The 21,740-nt window shown below is 65.5% G+C and carries 20 protein-coding genes; 4 read left to right on the forward strand and 16 right to left on the reverse strand.

Going from position 1 to position 21,740, the window contains the following annotated elements; all coding sequences use genetic code 11:
- Positions 1–121: 121 nt before the first annotated feature.
- The 5 genes from LCM4576_RS14560 to LCM4576_RS14580 form a co-directional block, all read right to left on the reverse strand.
- Complete coding sequence (locus LCM4576_RS14560; protein ID WP_244510803.1) at positions 122–568, reverse strand: hypothetical protein; 447 nt, start codon at positions 566–568, stop codon at positions 122–124.
- A 10-nt stretch (positions 569–578) separates the two neighbouring features.
- Positions 579–1,163 (reverse strand): hypothetical protein, encoded by a 585-nt coding sequence (locus LCM4576_RS14565; RefSeq protein WP_071032701.1) that lies wholly within the window; start codon positions 1,161–1,163, stop codon positions 579–581.
- A complete protein-coding gene (locus LCM4576_RS14570; protein ID WP_071032702.1) occupies positions 1,130–1,522 on the reverse strand; it encodes a hypothetical protein in 393 nt (130 codons plus the stop codon). The genes LCM4576_RS14565 and LCM4576_RS14570 overlap by 34 nt, the downstream gene beginning before the upstream one ends.
- A 23-nt stretch (positions 1,523–1,545) precedes the next feature.
- The gene (locus tag LCM4576_RS14575) at positions 1,546–2,019 is read right to left on the reverse strand and encodes a hypothetical protein (protein ID WP_071032703.1); all 474 of its coding nucleotides are present in this window, start codon (positions 2,017–2,019) and stop codon (positions 1,546–1,548) included.
- A 237-nt stretch (positions 2,020–2,256) separates the two neighbouring features.
- Positions 2,257–3,162, reverse strand: a complete 906-nt coding sequence (locus tag LCM4576_RS14580) for a methylated-DNA--[protein]-cysteine S-methyltransferase (protein ID WP_071032704.1) — start codon at positions 3,160–3,162, stop codon at positions 2,257–2,259.
- Between the two features lie 115 nt (positions 3,163–3,277).
- Between LCM4576_RS14580 and LCM4576_RS14585 the strand changes: the two genes are divergently transcribed.
- Positions 3,278–4,093, forward strand: coding sequence for a class I SAM-dependent methyltransferase (locus LCM4576_RS14585; RefSeq protein ID WP_071032705.1), 816 nt, complete (start codon positions 3,278–3,280; stop codon positions 4,091–4,093).
- An 11-nt stretch (positions 4,094–4,104) separates the two neighbouring features.
- Here the strand turns inward: LCM4576_RS14585 and LCM4576_RS14590 are convergent, their stop codons facing one another.
- Positions 4,105–4,599 (reverse strand): DUF2244 domain-containing protein, encoded by a 495-nt coding sequence (locus LCM4576_RS14590; protein WP_071032706.1) that lies wholly within the window; start codon positions 4,597–4,599, stop codon positions 4,105–4,107.
- Between the two features lie 22 nt (positions 4,600–4,621).
- Between LCM4576_RS14590 and nth the strand changes: the two genes are divergently transcribed.
- Entirely contained in the window at positions 4,622–5,428 is an 807-nt protein-coding gene (nth, locus tag LCM4576_RS14595) for an endonuclease III (protein ID WP_071032707.1), read from the forward strand.
- 59 nt (positions 5,429–5,487) lie between these two features.
- Here nth and LCM4576_RS14600 read toward each other — a convergent pair whose 3' ends face one another.
- The gene (locus LCM4576_RS14600) at positions 5,488–5,943 is read right to left on the reverse strand and encodes a DUF2214 family protein (protein WP_071032708.1); all 456 of its coding nucleotides are present in this window, start codon (positions 5,941–5,943) and stop codon (positions 5,488–5,490) included.
- Between the two features lie 289 nt (positions 5,944–6,232).
- Between LCM4576_RS14600 and LCM4576_RS14605 the strand changes: the two genes are divergently transcribed.
- Entirely contained in the window at positions 6,233–6,787 is a 555-nt protein-coding gene (locus tag LCM4576_RS14605; RefSeq protein ID WP_071032709.1) for a GNAT family N-acetyltransferase, read from the forward strand.
- Between the two features lie 57 nt (positions 6,788–6,844).
- Here the strand turns inward: LCM4576_RS14605 and LCM4576_RS14610 are convergent, their stop codons facing one another.
- The 9 genes from LCM4576_RS14610 to LCM4576_RS14650 all read right to left on the reverse strand — a co-directional run bounded on the left by LCM4576_RS14610 (position 6,845) and on the right by LCM4576_RS14650 (position 13,192).
- Positions 6,845–9,331, reverse strand: coding sequence for an EAL domain-containing protein (locus LCM4576_RS14610; RefSeq protein WP_071032710.1), 2,487 nt, complete (start codon positions 9,329–9,331; stop codon positions 6,845–6,847).
- A gap of 302 nt (positions 9,332–9,633) precedes the next feature.
- Positions 9,634–10,032 (reverse strand): DUF1801 domain-containing protein, encoded by a 399-nt coding sequence (locus LCM4576_RS14615; RefSeq protein WP_071032711.1) that lies wholly within the window; start codon positions 10,030–10,032, stop codon positions 9,634–9,636.
- Between the two features lie 76 nt (positions 10,033–10,108).
- Complete coding sequence (locus LCM4576_RS14620; RefSeq protein ID WP_071032712.1) at positions 10,109–10,552, reverse strand: DUF1801 domain-containing protein; 444 nt, start codon at positions 10,550–10,552, stop codon at positions 10,109–10,111.
- Positions 10,552–10,785, reverse strand: coding sequence for a hypothetical protein (locus LCM4576_RS14625; RefSeq protein ID WP_071032713.1), 234 nt, complete (start codon positions 10,783–10,785; stop codon positions 10,552–10,554). The genes LCM4576_RS14620 and LCM4576_RS14625 overlap by 1 nt, the downstream gene beginning before the upstream one ends.
- A 39-nt stretch (positions 10,786–10,824) precedes the next feature.
- Positions 10,825–11,217 (reverse strand): VOC family protein, encoded by a 393-nt coding sequence (locus LCM4576_RS14630; protein ID WP_071032714.1) that lies wholly within the window; start codon positions 11,215–11,217, stop codon positions 10,825–10,827.
- A gap of 77 nt (positions 11,218–11,294) precedes the next feature.
- Entirely contained in the window at positions 11,295–11,699 is a 405-nt protein-coding gene (locus tag LCM4576_RS14635; protein ID WP_071032715.1) for an SRPBCC domain-containing protein, read from the reverse strand.
- A complete protein-coding gene (locus LCM4576_RS14640; protein WP_071032716.1) occupies positions 11,696–12,019 on the reverse strand; it encodes a helix-turn-helix transcriptional regulator in 324 nt (107 codons plus the stop codon). The genes LCM4576_RS14635 and LCM4576_RS14640 overlap by 4 nt, the downstream gene beginning before the upstream one ends.
- A gap of 197 nt (positions 12,020–12,216) precedes the next feature.
- Complete coding sequence (locus LCM4576_RS14645; protein WP_071032717.1) at positions 12,217–12,678, reverse strand: NUDIX hydrolase; 462 nt, start codon at positions 12,676–12,678, stop codon at positions 12,217–12,219.
- Between the two features lie 217 nt (positions 12,679–12,895).
- Complete coding sequence (locus LCM4576_RS14650) at positions 12,896–13,192, reverse strand: hypothetical protein (protein ID WP_082369999.1); 297 nt, start codon at positions 13,190–13,192, stop codon at positions 12,896–12,898.
- Between the two features lie 324 nt (positions 13,193–13,516).
- Here LCM4576_RS14650 and LCM4576_RS14655 point away from each other — a divergent pair, with 324 nt between their 5' ends.
- Positions 13,517–21,727 (forward strand): autotransporter outer membrane beta-barrel domain-containing protein, encoded by an 8,211-nt coding sequence (locus tag LCM4576_RS14655; protein WP_244510804.1) that lies wholly within the window; start codon positions 13,517–13,519, stop codon positions 21,725–21,727.
- Positions 21,728–21,740: the final 13 nt, after the last annotated feature.

Consider the following 21,740-nt stretch of genomic DNA (forward strand, 5'->3'; position numbering starts at 1 on the left):
GCGCAACTCCAGCGAAATACGCGAAGCGCTTTTCCTGGAATTGCGTGCTGGGCGCGAAGCTAGCCGCAAAGTCCGCCGGTTGCCAGATCACGTCGCTGTCCGCGCGGTCTGGCCCACAGCATCATTCGCAGCGGACGGTGACCTCGGCCTGGTAGCTGCCCGCTGGGAAGATGCCCGGCGACTTCGTGGYCGTCAGATCGACCTGGATGGTGTGGGTGCCGTTGGTCAGCTTTTGCGGCGAGCTGCCCGGTATATCCAGCCCCGAGCCGTCGAGGCGGAAGACGGAGGCGAACGAGACATTGGTGTCGCCGCCGCTCGGCGCGGACGTGAACGCGACCGGCGCCGGCGTGGAAACGGAATAGCAGTCCAGCAGGTTTAGGATGGAACACAGCGTCGAGTTCGCGGTGATGGAGGCGCCGGCGCTCGATCCGCCTGCCTGCTTGGAGCCGAAGATGTTGATGGCGGGGTTCGGTTTCATCGTCCCCGATGCCCCGATCACAATTGTGCAGGTGCCGATGATCGCCGCCTGCGCCGGGAGACTGAAGCAGGCAAGCACTGCCAGCGCCAACAATGCAGAGCTATTTTCGCTTCTTCTTCTTTTCACTGCCGGTCGTGCCTCTGATGGTCCAGCCTTCGTCGGCCCATCCCGCTGATTTGACCTGGGGCGCGCCGGCTTGGGTCGCGCCGGCTTGGGCCGCGCTGGTTCGGGGCGCGGCGCCTTGGGGCGAGGAAGCGTCCACACTCCCCGTCGTCTGGCCGTCGGCGCCGACGCCCATTTTGAGGAGCTTCAATTCCAGCTGCAGGCGCTCGACCTCCAGCTCGTAGAGGCGGCTGCAATCGACGCGTTTCGGCGTCCGCCCGATCGGGATCACGACGCGGCCGTATGTGGCGATGTCGCTGTTGGCCTGGTTGCTCGAGTTGTTGCCTCGGATGACGCCAAGGTCGAGATAGGCGCCGCTGCCGGAAACGGCCGAGCGGCAGGTCGTGCCGTCGCTGGCATGAACTTCGTCCTGGCCCTGGGGCAGGCTGACGCCGGGCAGGCTGAAACCCGTCTGGTTCTGGTTCAGGTTCAGAATATCCTCGGCAAGCCCTTGGCTTACGACAGCCAGGACGGGCAGCAGGGACAAGGTCAGAACCTGCGATGCCCGAAGAACTTTCCGCATATCTGTGCCCTTATCTGGGTCTGCTCGCTTGGAAAGGGGATACTCTCGGTACAGATACGCACTTTACGCTCGTTCGCGCCGTCGAACGGGACGACCACCAGSACAGGGCGCGACGCTTGGCCGGCCAGAAGGAAAGCGCTCGGCGTGATCCTGGCCGCGACCGGCTGGAAATCCTGGTCGTAGACATGAACCTCGACACGTATGCGCTGGTTGTACGGGTTGYCCGGGAAGACGCGAACGGCGAAGGCATCGGTGAAGGATCGTACCTCGCCCCGCATCGGCGTCATCGACTGGCTGGTCGCGGCGATGGGAGACAGCACGGCGATCAGGCCCGCCGCCAGGATTGCAATCGTTCTCAAGGACCGTTCCTTTCGCGAGAGGACTATTCGCDGCGCAGCGTCACCGTTGCCTGGTAGTTGCYGGCGGAGAAGCGGTTCGTGCCGCTCTTGGTGCCGGCAAGATTGATCGCGACCGTCGATGTGCCCRGCACCGTCAGCGCGGTCGCAGTGCCGGTTTCGGCAATCGTCTGCGCGCCGGTGGTGGCAAAAGTTGRCGTCCAGGTGGTGGCTGTGACGTCGCTGGACGGCACGGTTGTGGTCGTCACCGGGTCGACGCTGAGCTGGACGCCACCTGTCGTATCGACCTGGGCGCTGCCGGCCGAGCCGCCGGCATTGTGCGAGCTCAGCGACTGAAGATTGCTGCTGACGGTCATCGTGCCGTTGGAGTTGATCGTAACCGTGCAGGTCGCGGTGATCGTGCCGTTGAACAGCACATTTCCGGTGGGGGCCGCCGATGCTGTCTGGCCGGCGCAGGCGGCCAGACAGCATGCAGCCAAGGCGGCGCGGAAGAACTTCATTGAGACCCCTCTTTCGAGCCGGATGATGCGGCTCAACGTAGGGTCATCTTCCCTTTATCGTGGTTAATTTAGCGTTAACTTAAATAATATCGGGAAGCAACTTAAAAGAAACCCGACGATAACCACAGGTTGTCGCCGGTTGCATTTTGCGAATAGGCCAATCGTTTTATTTAGGTTGTACCGATTTATATTACGATGTGCGGTTTTTCGCAATGGCGCGCGAAAAAATCGATTGTTTCAGGACGCCACTTGCCCCGCTTCCCAGCCGAGGATGGCGCGCTTGCGCGTCAGGCCCCAGTGGTAGCCGGTGAGCGCGCCGGACTTGCCGATAGCCCGATGGCAGGGAACCACGAAGGACATCGGGTTGGCGCCCACGGYCGCGCCAACGGYYCGGCTGGCGTTGGGCGCTCCGATGCTTGCCGCGATCGAGGAATAGGTGCAGGCCCTGCCCATCGGGATGCGCAGCAAGGCTTCCCAGACGCGAAGCTGGAAATCGGTGCCGATCATCACCACCCGCAGCGGCTGGTCGGCACGCCATTGCGTCGGGTCGAAGACCCGCGCGGCGTAAGCCTGGGTGGCCGACATGTCCTCAATATAGGTCGCGTTCGGCCAGCGGCCGGACATGTCGGCGAAGGCGGCCCGCTCGCCGCCCGCGTCACAGAAGGCAAGGCCGGCGAGACCGCGGTCGGTGACCATGATCAGCGCGATGCCGAAAGGCGAGATGTGATAGCCGTAGCGGATGGTGAGACCCGCGCCCCGGGTCTTGTAGTCGCCGGGCGACATCGCCTCATGGGTGACGAAGAGGTCGTGCAGCCGGCCGGGGCCGGACATGCCGAGCTCGAACGAAGTCTCCAGGAGCGGCATGCCGGAATCGAGCAGCCTGCGCGCATGGTCGAGCGTCACCGCCTGCAGGAAGGCCTTGGGCGACAATCCCGCCCAGCGTGTGAACAGCTTCTGCAGGCCGGTCGGCGTCTCGCCGACTTCCTCGGCCAGCACCTCCAGCGAGGGCTGGTCGCGATAGTCGAGGCTGATCTTCTCGATGGCGCGGCGCACGACGTCGTAGTCGCTGCCTTGCGGCGTGATGTCGTTCTCAAGGATCGCGGTCGGTTTCATCCGCGTATTCATGGTCATCTGAGCGTTCATGGCAATATCTCCTTGGCCGCGAATATCGGTCTTCCAGAGCTTTGCAACCACCCGAAACTTGCCTTCACTCCACACCCACCCAGATAGAGTCAGCTTCGGACCGAAGAGGACAATCATGGCCGGCGAAAAGGTCGATCTGACCGRAGCGAAGGAAACCTTGCTGATGAYGCTTTACGGCAAGGCGCTGGARAGCCGGCTGCCCAATTCGCTGCTCCAGGATCGCCTCGCCGACGAGGCGGTGAAGAAGATCGACTATGATTTCTCGCGGCTCAAGGTCGACGGCAATCTCGGCCTGGGCTTTGCGATCCGGGCGAAAACACTGGACGTCTGCGCCGCGGACTTCCTTGCGAGATATCCGGATGCGATCGTGCTGCATCTGGGATGCGGGCTCGATACGCGGATATTTCGCGTCGACCCGCCGCCGGGCGTCGACTGGTTCGACGTCGATTACCCGGAGGTCATCGAGCTCAGGCGCAGGCTCTATCCGCCTCGTGACTGCTATCACCTTGTCGCCTCGTCGGTGATCGAGCCGGACTGGCTGACCATGGTGCCCCGCAACCGTCCCGCCATGGTGTTGGCGGAGGGGCTTACGCCTTATCTTGCCGCCGACGAGGGACCGCGGCTGTTCGCGCGGCTTGTCGCGCATCTTGCCGGCGGCGAGTTGATGTTCGACGCCTACAGCCGTTTCGGGCTGAAGCTGATGCGCCTCAATCCGGCCATCAAGGCAACAGGCTCCGAAGTCCATTGGGCCATCGAGGATCCGCGCGAGCTGGAGCGGGCTGTTCCGAAACTTCGCTTCATCGGCGAGATTCCGTCCTACAAGCCGGAGCAAGGCGCGCGGCTTGGCTGGTCCGCGCGCTTGTTCATCGGCCTCTGGAAACTCATCCCCGCCATGCGCAAGGTCGGCAGGCTGCTGCGGTACCGGTTCTGATTGCTTGGGCGTCAGCGCGCCTTGGCGGTCGCCAGCGCGCGCGAAAAGGCGGTGGCGAAACTCTCACGGTCGTCGGGATTGAGGAAGCCGCCGATCGCCACGCTCCTGCCCTGCGCTTCCACCGCCATTTTGGTGATGCCGATCTCGGCATGGCGGGCGATCGAAAACCGTGTCCAGAACGGATTGAAGCGATGGCTTTCAGAGYGGCCTGAAGGGGCGGTCTTGCGGATGTCGAGGCTGGTGCGCGAGACCGATATCTCCTCGCGGGCGCGCGCTGCGCGGTAATTGGCGCGGAAAGCGATATAGACGKCGATCACGTCGAGGCCGAAGAAGCCGAACACCGGCCAGGCGCCATGCGCCAGGAAAAACGCGCCGGTGACCGCCCAGCCGAACAGAAGCGCCCCCATCAGGATCAGGAAGCCGGTTCGGCCGAGCGAGCGGTGCGGCGTCAGCAGGGCCTGGAAAAATGGCTCGTCGGCCTGGAACGAGGCGTTTGTGTCGCTCATGAGGGAATATTATAGGAAGGAAATGGCGCCTCCCAAGTCGAAAAAATCCGTAGCTGTCAAAAAACCTCAGCCCGCCCCTGCCGGCAGCGGCCGGGCGCCTGGCGCTCGGCCGCGAAAAGCCGCTTCCCGGCCGCTTTACAGCCCTGCCGAGGTGCATGAAATCTTCCGGCGTTTTTCCGTCCAACGGCCGGAGCCGAAAGGCGAGCTCGACTATGTCAACGCCTTCACCCTGCTGGTCGCGGTGGTGCTGTCGGCGCAAGCGACAGACGCGGGCGTCAACAAGGCGACGAAGGCGCTGTTTTCGGCAGCCGACACGCCAGCCAGGATGCTGGCATTGGGCGAGGCGAAGGTCGGCGACTATATCCGCACCATCGGCCTGTGGCGCAACAAGGCCAAGAATGTGATCGCGCTGTCGAAGGCGCYGATCGACGACCATGCGGGCAAGGTGCCTCAGGATCGCGACGATCTGGTGAAGTTGCCCGGCGTCGGCCGCAAGACCGCCAATGTCGTGCTCAACGTCGCYTTCGGCCAGCACACCATGGCGGTCGACACGCATATCTTCCGCATCGGCAACCGGATCGGGCTGGCGCCCGGCAAGACGCCGGAACAGGTGGAACAAGGGCTGCTCAAGGTCATCCCTGCCGAATATATGCGCCATGCGCATCACTGGCTGATCCTGCATGGCCGCTATGTCTGCAAGGCGCGCAAGCCCGATTGCCCGGCCTGCGTGATCGCCGATATCTGCAAGTCGAAGGAAAAGACCACCGACGTGCCGGCGCCGCTGGTGCCGATCGCGCCGCTGGACGAGACGTTTCCGGCCGAAGCCTAGAGGTTGCTTTGACGCAATTCCGGACGGAAAACCGCTGCCCACTTTTCCTTGGAATTGCTCTAATAACCGTAGCCGCGCGCCATCRCCGCGGCGAAGACCGGAATAAGCAGGAAGATAAAGCCCTCGGCGCGGACATAATTCTTCACCGAGGCGAGCTCCGCCGCCGGCACCGCGAAAGACGGATTGCTGCTCGCCTGCCTGTTCCAGGAGAGGAAGCGCATCGTGGGCACGATCGACAGCAGGCCGACGATGGCGAAGGCCACCATCTTTGCCCAGAACACCCAATTGTAGACGTAGAATTCCCAACCCTTCAGACCGAAGAACACCCGGCAGACGCCGACGATGACGATCAGCGCGGCGATGATGCCGTAGTGACGGTCGATGCCGGCAAGGCGCTTGAGCGTCGCCGCGCCCAGATCGCCGCGCACCAGCACGAACTCGGCGCCGATGATGCCGGCCAGCGAGAACACCAGCAGGTGATGCGCGATCGCCAGCAACAGGTCCGTGGTGTCCATGGTTCTTCTCCGGTCGACTTGCGTTTCTGGATCGGCTTCGCGCGCAAACTAGCACCGCCCGGCGAAAAGCCCATAGGCGTGCAGCCGCGATATGGCCGTTATGGCTGGAAGAGCCACCGTATTATCCTGGCTCTTGATCGAACGCGCTGGTTTGCTAGAGCAATCCCAGGAAAAGTGTGAGCGGTTTTTCCGTCCGGAATTGCGTAAAAACAAAAGGATAGAGCGGTTCGCCGTTTCCATGAAACGGTGAAACGCTCTAAGCGCCGCGGCCTCGATGGAGGGGAATGCCATGAGCATCAAGACGGAAGCCGGCGTGCCGATCCTTGATACGGCGCGCACCGTCCTGCGGCCGCACCGTCTGGGTGATTTCGAGACCTATGCCGCCATGTGGGCGGAGCCCGCCGTCACCCGTTTCATCGGCGGCAAGCCGCGCACGCGCGAGGAAAGCTGGATGCGTTTCCTGCGCCATGCCGGGCTGTGGTCGCTGATCGGCTACGGGTTCTGGGCGATCGAGGACAAGGCGACGGGGCGCTTCATCGGCGAGGCCGGCTTCCACGACCTGAAGCGCGAGATCGAACCTTCGATCGAAGGCGTGCCGGAAGCCGGCTGGGCGCTGGCCTCGGAAGCGCATGGCCGGGGGCTTGCCAGCGAGGTCGTCGGGCGGATCGTCRCCTGGAGCGACGAGGCGTTCGGACAGGCGAGAACCGTCTGCATCATCGATCCGGAAAACGGCGCTTCGCAGAAGGTGGCCGAGAAGAACGGCTATCGCGAGATTTTGCGCACCACCTATCACGACAAGCCGACGATCCTGCTGGAACGGCAGGCCGGAGGCGTTGTCGCCTAGAGCGTTTCACCGTTTCACGGCGAACCGCTCTACACTTTTCCTGGAATTGCTGGGTAATTAGCCGGCTTTGCGGCGCAGCGTCCGCGCCAAAGCCTCCCAGCTATCCGCCGTTGCATCGCGCTCGCTGCGATTGCCGCGCACAACGGTGGTGGCATCGAATGGCTGGGGCCGGGCAATCGCATAGCCCTGCGCATAGTCGACGCCGATCGCTTTCAAGGCGTCGAGAATGCCGTCGCTTTCGACGAATTCGGCGATGGTGCGTTTTCCCGTCACCTTGCCGATGTGGTGGATCATCTCGACCATGGCGCGATCGATGCGGTCGTCGAGCATGTCCTTGACGAAGCCGCCGTCGATCTTGAGGTAGTCGACCGGCAGATGCTTCAGATAGGCGAAGGACGACATGCCGGAGCCGAAATCGTCGAGCGCGAAGCGGCAGCCGAGCCCGCGCAGGTCGGCGATGAAGCGCATGGCTTCGGTCAGATTGGCGATGGCGCTGGTCTCGGTGATCTCCAGGCAGATCGTTTCGGGCGCGATGGCATGCGCGGCGAACTGCTCGCGCATGAAGCCGAGGAACGTCTCGTCGCCGAACGTGGCGCCGGAGAGATTGATCGCGCAGGTGGATACCGGCACCGCCTGCGGGTCGGCGAGCCTCGCCGCCAAGATGGCGAAGGTGTTGCGCACCACCCAGCGGTCGATCGCCGTCATCAACCCGTAGCGCTCCGCCGCCGGTATGAAGCTCTGCGGGGTGACGAAGCTGYCGTCCTCGTCGGTCAGCCTCAGCAGGATTTCGATGTGCGCGCCTGCCTCGGCGATATCGTCGCGCAGCGGCGCGATCTCCTGCGCGTGCAGCCTGAAGCGGTTCTCGTCCAGCGCGGCATGCAGGCGCTGCACCCAGGCCATCTCGCCGAAGCGCTCACGAAGTGCCGTGTCGCCGTCATTGTGGAGCTGGACGCGGTTGCGGCCCTTTTCCTTGGCCATGTAGCAGGCGACGTCGGCGGCGCGCAGCACCTCCTCCAGCGTCATGCCTGCATTGGCGACTTCGACCATGCCGATGCTGACGCTGATGTTGAAGGGACGTCCATCCCAGGAGAAATGCAGATCCTGGACCGTGGCGCGCAACCGCTCGGCGGTCGCGGCGGCGCAGTCGGCATCGCAATCGAAGAGCAGCACGCCGAACTCATCGCCGCCCAGTCTCGCCAGGATGTCGCCGGGCGGCAGCTCGTTGGCGAGCAGCACCGAGATCTGGCGCAGCAGCTGGTCGCCGGCGGCATGGCCACATGTATCGTTGACCAGCTTGAACTGATCGAGGTCGAGATACATCAGCGCGTGCCGGCGCGGCCTTTGCGGCGCTTCGGAGATCGCGCCCGCCAGCCGGTTCTCGAAGTCGCGGCGGTTGACGAGCCCGGTCAGCGCATCATGCGATGCCTGCCACGACAGGCGCTCGATATAGTCCTGCTCGCGCGTCATGTCGTGCAGGGCCAGAACGCACCCCAGGATCGCGCCGGAAACGATCAGCGGCGCGCCATTCAGCGCCACGGGCACGACCGAGCCGTCGAGACGCTCCAGAAGCTGCGGGCGCACGTTGGACCGGCGCGGCTCGCCTGCGAGCAGGCGCGTGATCAGATCGGTCTCCTCGACGCCGCTGTCCTTGTCGACGAGCCGGAACAACGAGGCGACCGGTTTGCCCTTGGCGGCGGCCAGCGGGCAGGCGAGCAGCCTCTCCGCTCCGGCATTCATATAGTCCAGCCGCCCCTCGGCATCGGTGCTGATGACGGCCTGGCCGATCGAGGCCAATGTGATCTGAGCGCGCTCGCGCTCGGCATTGAGGGCGTTCTGAAATGCCTGGCGCTGTTTCATCAGCTTGCGCGTGCGCCAGACGGCGAGCAGGATAAGCAGGGCAGCGGTGGCGAGATTGGCCGCCGTCAGCGCCATCTTGATGAAGCGCGATCCCTCGCCGAGACTGTCGGAAAAGGCCTTGGCGAGCGGTCCGATCCGGCGGTCGAGCTGGTGGATTTGCGCCTTCCACAGACCGATCTCGGCTGACGATGCCGGCCCGTTATCGAGCCTGCGATGCATGTCGTCGCCCAATCTTTCGATGGCGAGGATCATCTCGTCGGCATCCGTCCAGTGGCGGATCGCGGTATCGAGATAGCTGACGCCGCGGAAATTCCGGAACAGCCAGATCAGGCCGGCGACATCGTCGGGGTGATTGTTGCCGCCAAGAAAGCCAAGCCGGGCCGCATTCGTGTCGGGCTCGGCCTGTTCGAGCGCCAGCCGCGCGGCGCGATCTGCGAGCGGCACGGCGATGGCTTGGCGATATTCGTTGAAATACTCTTCCCGGCCTGTGTCGGCATAGAGGCTGAGGAAATAGATGGCGTGCTTCTGCCCCTTCGACCATTGGCTTTCGCCGCCGACATAGGCGCGCACGGCAGACAGCGTGTGGAGGCTGAGTGTCGCAACCAGCGCCTGGATCAGCACGACCGCGACGAAAGGCCAGACCAGTCCGATGAGACGCGGGGCGGCGTCGGTCGATGACAGCTTCATCCCATTCCCATGGAGCTCGTTCTGGCTCCCTCGGTGTCTGTCCGACCGGCTCATCCGTCGGTTGAGACGATGTTCTTCCCCGCATGTCGCCCGGTTACCGGCGACACCGATCCAGATAGCGCGCCTGACTTAACGGCCGATAAATTTGTCCAGTATTTGTTTCATGAATTATTGCTCAGCAACTGAAGGACGTTTACGCCGCGTGATGGCGATATTTGGCGCATAGTAAATATCCCCGGTGCGAGCGCGCCGAAGTAAAATTCGGCAAAATCAATCCGATAACGCCCCTCGGTCGCCGCCTCTCAGCGTTTGGTCTTCGATCTGTTGAGGCTCACGGCTTCGCGGACGAGCGCCTTCAGGGCGTCGGCGTCGATCGTGTCGCCTTCCTTGAAATCGATGGCGCGCCTGGTATTGCCTTCAAGGCTGGAGTTGAAGAGTTTTTTGGGATCGGGCAGCGCCGCGCCCCTGGCGAAGGTCAGCTTGACGACGGCCTTGTAGGTCTCGCCGGTGCAGATCATGCCGGCATCCTCCCAGACCGRCACGCCGCGCCATTTCCACGTCTCGACCGCTTCGGGCGCGGCTTGYCGGATCAGGGCGCGGAGCCGGRCAAGCGTCTCTCCGCGCCAGTCGCCGAGTTCATCGATCCTCGCATCGATCAGCTCGGATGGAGACTTCTCGCCCTGGGCGCCGTCTTTTTCCATGTTCGGTTCTCCCGCGGCTGAATGGAAATTGCAATCGTGTCTCTTTCAGGGAGACGGCGCTTGATCGTTGCCGCGCTTACATCCGTTCACCGGGCAACTGGCTTGCCTGCTTCACCCAGGAGACGAACTGCGCCTCGTCGAGCCGATCGTTCTCATGGATGTGGAGATAGCGTGTGTCCTTGCTCCTGGATTCGACCGGCGGCACGGGCTCCAGCGACAGGCCTCGGAAGAACGCCACCTTGATGTATCTGGCGAAGCAGTGGATGCCGAGGAACCAGCCTTCGCCTTCCATGCCGTAGAATGGAGAGTTCCATTTGACGGCCTTCTGCACCTCGGGGACGGCGTCCATGATGAGTTGGTCGAGCCGGCGCCCGACCTCGCTCTTCCAGCCCGGCATCGCCGCGATGTAGGCCTGCACGGGAGCGTCGCCATAGCCCTTGGCGATCTGCGGGTTGCCGCCTGAAAGCAGGGCAGGTTTCGCGTTCGCGGACCCGGCAGCCTTCGATTTCGCCTTCGCCATCAGGCCGATCCCGTGCGCTCGCCCGCCGGCTCACCGCGCTGCCTGCCGGTATAGGGCAGCACGAACATGTAGAGCCCGCWGAACAGCAGCAGGAAAAGCGGGATCAACGGCGAATAGACGATCCAGGCGGGCGGCGGACCCATGGTCATGGCGGCGAAATTGGCAATGACGGTGACGGTGAAGATGATCGACAGCCAGCGGTGAAGCTGCCTGATCCATTTGCTCCAGTTCAATCTAACCTCCCTTGCAAATGACGAGACGGATCGAGCTGCCTACCAGCGCGCCAGCTGCGAGAGCTGAACGAGGTTGCCGCAGGTGTCGTTGAGCTGCGCGATGGTGGCGCCCGTCACCGCGGTCGGCGCCATGGCGAAGGTGCCGCCATTGGCCTTGATGCGCTCATGGTCGGCCTTGACGTCGTCGGTGAACAGCATCAGCGCCGGCTGGCCCTGCTTGAAGATGGCCTGCTGATAGGTTTTTGCGGCCGGATTGTCGTTGAGCGCCAGCTGCAGCTCGGTGCCGTCAGGGTCGTCCGGCGAGACGACAGTTAGCCAGCGAAACGGTCCGTTGGTGAAGTCGGYCTTCCTGGTGAAGCCCAGCACGTCGGTGTAGAAGCCGAGCGCCTTTTCCTGGTCGTCGACATAGATGCTGGTCAGCTTGATCTTCATTTCCTGTCTCCATTGCTTAYGCCTGCGGTTTGCCGCCCCGCCAGGACCGTGTTTGTCTTTTGAAGCTTCGGCGGACGTCAATCGATCCGCGAAAGCAGCTGCTCCAGGGCCGTGAAGTTGCGCTTCCAGCCAACCGTGGCGCCGCGATAATACGGCTTCTGATCCGTGCGGAAGCCGATCTGCTCCATGCGCAGATGCGTGCCCGTGCCCGTCGGGGTGAGCGTCCAGGTGACCACGCTCTCGAGGTCCTTGGTGTCCCARCTGTAGGATAGGGTCCTGTTGGGCTCGACCGCCCGCACCTGGCAGTCGACACCGCCCCATTCCGCGTTCAGGCTGAAGCGGTGGTCCACGGCCGGCTTGAAGTCGTTCTTCATCAGCCACTCCTCGATGAGATGCGGCTGGGTGAGCGCGCGCCAGATCTTTTCCGGCGGAAAAGGTATCTCGCGCTCGACGATGACGGAGCGCGTTGCGGCTTCATTCATTGATCCATCCTTTTGAGCAGGTCTTCCAGGTCGTCGAACCGGCTTTCCCAAAATCCCGCCATGTCGCGCGTCCAGTCCATCAAGGGCGCAAGCGCCTTGAGCTGGGCGCTGTAATGGGTCTGGCGCCCTTCATGGCGGTCGCGCACCAGACCCGCCTCCTTGAGGACGCCGAGATGCTTCGACACCGCCGGCTGCGATACRCCGGCCTGCGCGGTCAGCGCCCCGACCGTCTGCTCGCCCTGGCGGCACAGACGTTCGAAGATGGCGCGCCGCGTCGGATCGRCAAGCGTCCTGAACAGCATGTCATGCGCGGTCGTCATTCCAATCAATAACCCGTTGGCTATTAATTGACGTATAACCGTTGGGATATGTATGAGTCAAGCAGCGAATGAGGGCCACTCGAAACCGCGGAACAATCGCGGGAAGGCGAACGAAACAGAGGCGGCTGACCAGGGAATGRCTCTGTGCCTGCACCGCCACGCCGCGCCCCTTCCGAACGACACCGAACAGGGATTGCCTATGCCGCCGCCGGAACGGTCAAATCCCGCAACAGCGTCGAAAGCTCCGGCTCGTCGATGAGCAATGCGGCATCTGCCGCCGGCAGCCATGCGCGCTGCCGGTTCGCGGCTTCCCGCCAGTCGGCGAGCTCCTCGGTGACCTGCAGCAGGTAGACCGCCACATCGACGCGAATGAAGCCGTTGGTCATGCGTTTCCAATAGGAATAGGTGCCGGCCGGCTGCTTCAGCGCCTTGCCCAGAACGCCCGCTTCTTCCTGGGCTTCGATCGTTGCCGCCTTGCGACCGCTCTTGCCCTTCATCGGCCAACCCTTCGGCACGATGAAGCGCCGCGTGGTGCGCGAGGTGACCAGCAGCACTTCGAGGCTGCCGTCTTYCCCCAACCGATACGGAATGGCCGCCACTTGGCGGATCCGTTGGCCTTTCCTGGCTTTGCGAACTGCTTTCTTTTTGGTCGTTGYCATCCCAAATTCCGGTGAGAGCAGCGTTTTGCCRCATGCTGTCCGCGCGGYGTCTCACCGTTTCGTCGAAACGGCGAACCGCTCTATTTCTCTGTCCTGACGCAATTCCTGACGGAAAACCGTGTCACACTTTTCCTGGAATTGCTCTAAAACCACCGCCCTTGCAATCCGCCATTTTGCCAGCAAGWAAGTCGGCTAATAAACTGAAAAAAACAAAATGTCAGCGGCAAACCCTGGAAATCGTGTTGCCAACCGCTTCCATCCGGCATGTCTTGTCATATACCGGCACATCGGGCTGGCTCCTGGGCGGGGTCGGCCGGTCCAGCTCGCGATAGATCTGCTGTTGCTGCTGGTACTGCTGCCGCTGCAACCTGTTCTGCAATTGCTGCAGCTCATTCTGTTGCACCAATGCGTTGCGGTTCGTCGGGATGACGATTTGCGCATAAGACGGCGCGACCTGAGAAATCGCGGCCGCCAGCATGGCGCCAGCCAGAACAGCCAGAGAGTGACGAAGCATCCGCGCGGCTCCCATACGAAAAACCATGCATTTCATATAGTGCGGGCGGCCAATAACGCCATGGCTGACTGCAAAGCGTGATGCGGCTCACGGAAGCCGCGCGATTGTCGTCATATGACGACTGGCAAACGCCGTGCGATTTGGTCAGTGTCCCTTACGTAAGTTTTTGGCTTCCACAACCAAAAAGTTAGGATATCCTAAAGAAGGCATCGCTCATCAACCGGGCGGTGTATCGACTTGGACGGGCATGACGCGGCCTGCAAGCCGCAAGGGACGTGGCGCTGACTTAAGGGTGGTGAGCGCGATCACGACGAGGGGTGGGGCATGTCGCTGTTTTCGAATCAGCGCGCGCAATGTGCGTTGTGCATTGCGGATCATCGGTCCGGTGCCAGGGGAACAGGAGCCGGCGATTTCAACCTGAGCATCGGYCGGGCCGCGGTCCTGGCGGGCCGTCTCGGTTTTCTGCTCGGCGCGACGGCTCTGGCCGGGCTTTCCGTCCATTGCGGCTCTGCCCATGCGCAGGTGGTGATCAACAATGACGGGGCGCCTGGCGACGATGGCGCCAATGCCTTCGGCGATTCGGACGGCGAGAACGGCGACCCCGGCGGAAATTCCACCTTCACCAACAATGCTCCCATCTCCACTGTGGGAACGGCTGCCTTTGTCGGCAGCGCCAAGGGCGGCGACGGCGGCGACGGCGGGACCGTCATCCACGCCAYCGCGATCCCGCCCTTTGTCGAACTCGAGGGCGGCGACGGCGGAGATGGCGGGCCCGGCGGCGTCGTCGACATCACCAACACCGCCGTGCTGCAGACGTCAGGCGGATCCGCCGATGGCATCATCGCCAACGCAAGCGGCGGCAACGGCGGCGATGGAGGATTCGCCGCTTCTCTGGGCCTGTCGGATGGCGGCGTCGGCGGCCGCGGCGGCAATGGCGGCACGGCCACCGTCACCACCACCTCCAGCAGCGACATAACCACGACCGGCGACTTCTCCAATGGCATCAGCGCCATCTCGGATGGCGGCAATGGCGGCGACGGCGGCTTTGCCGGAGCGATCGGCAGCGGCGATGGCGGCGATGGCGGAGCTGGTGGCTACGGCGGTCCCGCCTCGGTCGACAATGCCGGCACGATCCTCACGCAAGGGGCGTTCTCGAAGGGCATTCTCGTGCGTTCCGCCGGCGGCGTCGGCGGCGATGGCGCCGGCGGCGGCGGCCTGATCGCCGGCGGCGGCGGCAATGGCGGCGTGCCGACGATCGGCGGCACGGTGGACGGCAAGAACTCGGGCAACATCACAACGATGGGCGACTATGCCAGCGGCATGGTCGTTCAGTCGGTGGGTGGCGGCGGGGGCGACGGCGGCGGTGCTTTCGGACTGTTCGGCGGGGGCGGGTCGGGCGCCGCGGGCAATGACGGCAGCACCGCCACCGGCACCAACACGGGCACGATCAAGACCAACGGCGTCGGCGCCATCGGCATGCTCGTCGAATCGATCGGCGGCGGCGGCGGCGACGGCGGCGGCGCGGCCGGCGTGGTCTCAATCGGCGGCACGGGCGGCGGCGGCGGCAAGGGCGGCACCGTCAATGCCAATGTCGGCGGCACGATCACCACGGGGGCGGACGGCAGCGGCGACGGCGCGCATGGTGTTCTTGCCCAGTCGGTCGGCGGCGGCGGCGGCAACGGCGGCTTCGCGCTTTCGGCGGGCGCCAATATCGCGGTGGCGATCGGCGGTGGCGGCGGCACGGGCGGCAACGGYGGCGCCGTCAACGTGAACCAGGCCGGCGCGGGCGCGGTCGTCAGCACGACCGGCAATTCGGCAATCGGCATCCTCGCGCAATCGGTCGGCGGTGGCGGCGGCAATGGCGGCGGCAGCTTCGCCATCGGCACGATCGCATCGGTCGCCATCGGCGGCAGCGGCTCCGCCGGCGGCGACGGCGACGTGGTGACCTACAACATCGCCAACGCCAAGGTGACGACGAACGGCAGCGATTCCACGGGCATCCTCGCGCAATCGGTCGGTGGCGGCGGCGGCAATGGCGGCTTTGCGCTGAGCGGCGCCGGCGTGGTTGCGGTCGGCGTCGGGGGCCAGGGCGCCGCCGGCGGCGCCGGCAAGAAGGTCGACGTGACCTCGGGCGGCAGTGTCGAGACCTTCAAGGAGCGGTCGGCCGGCATCATCGCGCAGTCGCTGGGCGGYGGCGGCGGCAATGGCGGCTTCGTCGTTGCCGGCAGCTTCGGCGCCACCGTGGGTGTCGGCGGCTCGGGCAGCAAAGGGGGCGACGGCGGCGAGGTCTTCTTCCGCTCGCCCGATGGCGGGACGCAGTCCATCACCACGCATGGCGCGGATTCGGCCGGCCTGATCGTGCAGTCGATCGGTGGTGGCGGCGGCAATGGCGGCTTCGCCGGGACATTCGCGGCGATAGCAACCGTCGGCATCGGCGGCGGCGCGGGAGCGGCGGGTGCCGGCGTTGCTGTCCACACGACCTATAACGGCTCGGTCGAGACCTTCGGCGAGCGCTCGGCCGGCATCATCGTGCAGTCGATCGGCGGCGGCGGCGGCAATGGCGGCGGCGTCATCGGCCTGAGCGCCGGCATCACCGTCGGCGTCGGCGGGAACGGCGCCGGCGGCGGCGGGGCAGGCGCCGTCGAATACCATTCCGCCAGCACGACCATCACCACGCATGAAGTGAATTCGGCCGGGCTCGTCGTGCAGTCGATCGGCGGCGGTGGCGGCAATGGCGGCTTCTCGTTCAACCTCGCCGCCGGCGCCTCCGTCGGTGTCGGCGGCAAGGGCGGCGCGGCGGGCGCGTCGAACACCGTCACCGTCGACATCGACGACGGCACCATCCATACGATGAAGGACCATTCGACGGGCATCCTCGCCCAGTCGGTGGGCGGCGGCGGCGGCACGGGCGGCGGCAGCATAGCCGGCAGCCTGTCGCTCAATGTCGGCATCGCCGGCAACGGCGCCGGCGGCGGCAATGGCAACACCGTCGACGTCACCAATGGCGCCGACATCACCACCGACGGAATCCAGTCGCACGGTATCCAGGCGCAGTCGATCGGCGGCGGCGGCGGCTCGGGCGGCTTCTCGATCGCCGTCGGCGGGCCTTCGCTCGCGGTCGGCGGCGCGGCCGCGGACGGCGGCAGCGCGATGAAGGTCACCGTGACCAATTCGGGCGTGATCCAGACCAATGAAGATCTGTCGGTCGGCATCCTGGCCCAGGCGATCGGCGGCGGCGGCGGCGACGGCGGCCTGGCGGGGGCCGGCGGCCTGTTCACCGCGGTCGGCGTCGGCGGCAAGGGCGGCGGCGGCGGCAACGGCGCCGAGGTCGAGGTCACCAACACCGCCAACATCACGACCAAGGGCGACCTCGCCCACGGCATCATGGCGCAATCGGTCGGCGGCGGCGGCGGCAATGGCGGCAATGCCGGCGCGGTGTCGGTCGGCGCTTTCGTCGGCGTCGGCGTCGCCGTCGGCGGCGATGGCGGCGCGGGCCGCGACGCCATGAAGGTCACGGTCGACCATACCGGCGACATCACCGTCAGCGGCATGGGCGCCAAGGGCATCATCGCGCAGGCCATCGGCGGCGGCGGCGGCAATGGCGGCAAGGCCGTCGCCGGCGCCTTCAGCGCCGGGCTCTATGCATCCGCGGCCGTGGCGGTGACCGTCGGCGGCAGCGGCGGCGACGGCGGTTCGGGCGGCGAGGTGTTCGTCAAGGCCAACGGCAAGATCGTATCGCTGACCGACGCTGACGGCTCGGGCGGCATCGTGGCGCAGTCGATCGGCGGCGGCGGCGGCAATGGCGGACGCGCCACCTCGATCGCCGGCGCGGTCAGCGACGAGGTCACGATCAATGTCGGCGTCGCCATCGGCGGCAGCGGCGGCAACGGCGGCCAGGGCAACAAAGTCACGGTCGAGTCCGGCTTGGTCGGCGGCGGCCAGATCATCACGCATGGCTTCCAGGCCGTCGGCATCCTGGCGCAGTCGGTCGGCGGCGGCGGCGRCAATGGCGGCGACACGTTCGGCGGCGCGGGCGGTTACGGCAACAGCGTGACGGTGACGGCGACCGTCAACATCGGCGGCAAGGGGGGCGGGTGCATCGACGACGATCCGACCAAGTGCAACAACGCGGGCGATGTGCACGTCACCAATGCGATGACCGTCTCCACGGACGGCGATTCCTCCAGCGCCATCGTGGCGCAGTCGATCGGCGGCGGCGGCGGTAATGGCGGCACCAGCACCGGCGGCTCGGCTTCCCTGGGCGGCGGCGATGGCGTCACCGTCAACGCAAACTTTGCCATGGGCGGCAGCGGCGGCAAGGGCGGCTACGGCAACACGGTCGATGTCATCAATTCGGGCAATCTGACCACGACCGGCGCCTTCTCGTCCGGCATCATGGCGCAGTCGATCGGCGGCGGTGGCGGCATCGGCGGCTCCAGCACGGCCAAGTCCTACAATATCGGTGGCACCAGCCAGACCAGCGTCAGCGTCAACATGGGTCTCGCCGGCTCCGGCGGCGGCGCCGCCGACGCCATGAAGGTCACGGTCAACAACACAGGCATCATCCTCACCTCAGGCTTTGGCTCCACTGGCATCATGGCGATGTCGGTTGGCGGCGGCGGTGGCGCGGCGGGCGCCGCGTCGGCTTCGGACGAAACCGTAGGCGGCGATATCGGCTCCGGCGACGAAGGCTCGACCTCGGTTTCGATCGGCGTGGCTCTCGCCCTTCCGGGCGGCACGGCCGGCAATGGCGGCGAGGTTTCCGTCACCAACAACAACTGGATCATCACCGACGGCGCTTTCTCCTACGGCATCAGCGCCAGTTCGATCGGCGGCGGCGGTGGCGTCGGCGGCTCGGCCTCGGCCGGCGCCACGGCCGAATACGCCATTGGCGGCGCCATCGCCGGCGGCGGCGGCAGCGCCGGCAACGGCGCGCTCGTCGAAGTCACCAACAATTCGAACGGCTTCATCTGGACCAAGCGGGAGAACTCGATCGGCGTCTTCGCGCAGTCGATCGGCGGCGGCGGCGGTTCAGGCGGCGCGGGCAAGAGCACCGGAAGCGACGGCGGCACGGTCGATGTCAAGTTCTCGATGGGCGGGCTGGGCGCCGGCGGCGGCGACGGCGGCGAGGTGCATGTCACCAACAGCGGCATCATCGAGACCGACATGGCCAACTCGCACGGCATCATGGCGCAGTCGATCGGCGGCAGCGGCGGCGTCGGCGGCGCGGCCGCCTCGACATCGGCGGACGCCAAGGTTTCGATCGCGGCATCGCTCGGCGGTCTCGGCGGCGACGGCGGCATCGGCAAGTTCGTCCATGTGATCAACAATGCGAGCGGCCAGATCGTCACCAACGGCGACAATTCCTACGGCGTCTTCGCACAGTCGATCGGCGGCGGCGGCGGCGCGGCCGGCAGCGGCTCGACCGAGACCGGCGAGGCCGAGGACGTCGCGGTCAACCTGTCGATCGGCGGCATCGGGGGCTCGGGCAGCCGCGGCGGCGACGTCACCGTCGACAACCACGGCGAGATCACGACCTACGGCTATCTTTCGCATGGCATCTTCGCGCAATCGGTCGGCGGCGGCGGCGGCGCCTCGGGCGCAGCGGCCAGCGCTTCGACGGCCGACATGAGCATCGGCGGCGCGGTTTCCCTGCCGGCCGGCGACGGCGCTAATGGCGGCCATGTCATCGTCAACAATGACGGCGTCATCACCACCAACAAGGACGGCGCGATCGGCATTTTCGCCCAGTCGATCGGCGGCGGCGGCGGCTACGGCGGAACCGTTACGGCCGACACGGCCGGCGACAGCTCGGTGGCGCTGCAGATCGGCGGCTTCGGCGGCAGCGGCGGCAATGGCGGCAAGGTCGAGGTCGACGTCTCCGGCAAGATCGAGACGTTCGGCGCGCGCGCCCATGGCGTGGTGGCGCAGTCGATCGGCGGCGGCGGCGGTTATGGCGGCGACGCCAGCGGCAAGGCCTCGAACGCACTGGCCATCGGCGGCCTTGGCGGCAATGGCGGCGACGGCGGCGACGTGACGGTGACCCGCACCGGCGAGATCATCACGCACGGCAAGGATTCCATCGCCATCATCGCGCAATCGGTCGGCGGCGGCGGCGGTTTCGGCGGCGCGGGCTTCGGCCGCTTCGGCGCCGATGACGACGGCGGCGGGCCGAATGCCATCGGCTTCAACACGCCGGGCGGCACCAAGGGCACCGGCGGCACGGTCACCATCATCCAGTCGGGCGCGATCGAGACCGATGGCGACCGCGCGCATGGCATCGTCGCCCAGGCGGTCGGTGGCGGCGGTGGCGCGGGCGGCAATTCCTCGCTCGACATGAACCAGTCGGCGGCCGGCTCGCAAGGCGGTATCGGCGACGCGGCGGCGGCGACAGCCAGCACCGACAGCCAGGTCTGGGTGAAGGGCGCTAGCTCCTATGCGATGTTCGGCCAGAGCGCCACCGGCCAGGGCAACTCCAACCTCGTCCATCTRACCGCCGGCGGCAGCCTGTTCGCGCAGGGCGCCGACTCGGTGGCGGCCTATGGCGAGAGCACGGCGCAGGGCACCAAGGGCAACATCACCATCGATCTCAAGGGCCAGTACACGATCGGCGGTTCCAGCACCGGCGTTGCCGTCATGCTGGTGGGCGGACAGGACAACACCGTCAACAACAACAGCCTGCTCTATGYGATGGGCGCGACGCCGACCTTCTCGATCATGCAATCGAAACTGGCGGCCTTCAGCGCCTCGCTCCTGGCGCCCGGTCCCGTCGTGCCGGACGATGCGATCCTGGAATCGCTGCTCGACCAGTTCAGCCCGCTCGCGGTCACCGGCACCTCGGGCAACGATACCTTCAAGAACCAGAAGAGCATCGTCGGCCTCGGCCGCGTGATCGGCAATGTCGATCTCGGCGGCGGCATCAACGAGTTCGACAATTTCGCCGATTCCTCGTTCGTCGGTCTTAAATCGATCAATCTCGGCGCCGGCGGGATGTTCAAGAACCAGGGCCTGATGACCAACCAGGGCATCGGCGTGGTGGCGACGGTCGACGTCACCGGCGGCTGGACCCAGGACAATACCGGCTCCTTCGTCACCGATATCGACCTCGACAACCAGATCACCGACAAGCTGACCTTGACGGAGACGGGCGATTTCGCCGGCACGGCGCCGCTCAACTTCCTGTCGATCGACAAGCTGTTCACGCAATACACGCTGGCGACGGGCTCGGCGATGACGGATTCCGGCATCACGGCGCAGACGTTGCATCCGGCGGTCGGCTTCAACTTCCTGACCCGTGTCGACAACGGCACCGACCTTGTGCTCTACGCCGACAACCCGACCTTCCTCGAGCTGGCGCAGGATCCGGGCYCCGGCACGACGGATCCCGGCGTGTTCCAGATGGCGCAGTATCTCGACGACGTCGAGGCCGCCTCGAGCCCGGACAATCCGATGGCGCGGCTGATCAACATGCTGCGCTTTTCGCAGACCGAGGCGGAGCTGGGCGCGGCGCTGACGCGGCTCACCCCGCACTATGCCGTGCACACCTTCGACATGATCAACCRCTCCACCGACACCATGCTCGACCAGGCGCATGAATGCACCGGCGTCGCGGCCTACAAGAATACCGACGACCGCTGTATCTGGGGCACCATCACCCCGCAGGCCGAATACAGCAGGAATGCCGGCGCCGGCACCACCAGCCGGGACGATACGTTGAAGACCATGTCGTTGGGCGGCATCGCCGAGGTAGGGCACAATTGGTCGCTCGGCGCCACGATCGGCCGCACCGAGTATGATTCCAAGATCGCCTTCAACGGCGATGAGCTGTCGGACACAAAGGGCGAATCCTGGCAGRCCTATGCGCTGGCCAAGTACGAGAACAACAACTACTTCGCCGACTTCGCGCTCGGCGGCGGCACCGGCTCCTTCAAGGGCGAGCGCGACACCCATATCGATCAGGTCGGCTTCATTCCCGGCGAGACGCTGGACGGCGTCTATCTGCCCGAGGAGCTGCTCGACGGCATCGGCAACAGCGTCACCTACAATCAGGATACCTCCCAGTTCGGGGGTTCGGCGCGGGTCGGCATGACGCATCAGATGGGCGCTTTCTACCTGCAGCCGACRCTCCAGTTCGACGCGCGCTGGCTCGACGTCTCCGGCAAGGAGGAGGGCTCGGTCGCCGCCTTCAGCTTCGACGGCAGCGACAACATGTTCTATGCCGTGACGCCGGCGCTGGAGGTCGGCGCCGACATCCCGGTCAGCGACATCGCCAGTTTCCGCATCTACGGGAAGGCCGGCGTCGAGTTCTCCACCAAGCAGTGGGAGATCGAGGGGCGTTTCGCCGCCGCCGAGAATCTCCCCGGYAACCCGGCATTGCACTTGACGGAGGCCATCGATTCGCCGCTCTATCGGGTCGGCGCGGGGCTGGAGCTCAATGGCGTCAACGGCGTCGGCCTGGCGGTCAGGTACAACGGCGCCTTCGGGGAAACGGTCAAGCAGAACGCGGTCAGCGCGTCTCTCAAGGTCAGCTTCTAGCTGACGCGGGACG

Source organism: Mesorhizobium sp. LCM 4576, assembly GCF_001854815.1.
GTDB lineage: Bacteria > Pseudomonadota > Alphaproteobacteria > Rhizobiales > Rhizobiaceae > Mesorhizobium > Mesorhizobium plurifarium.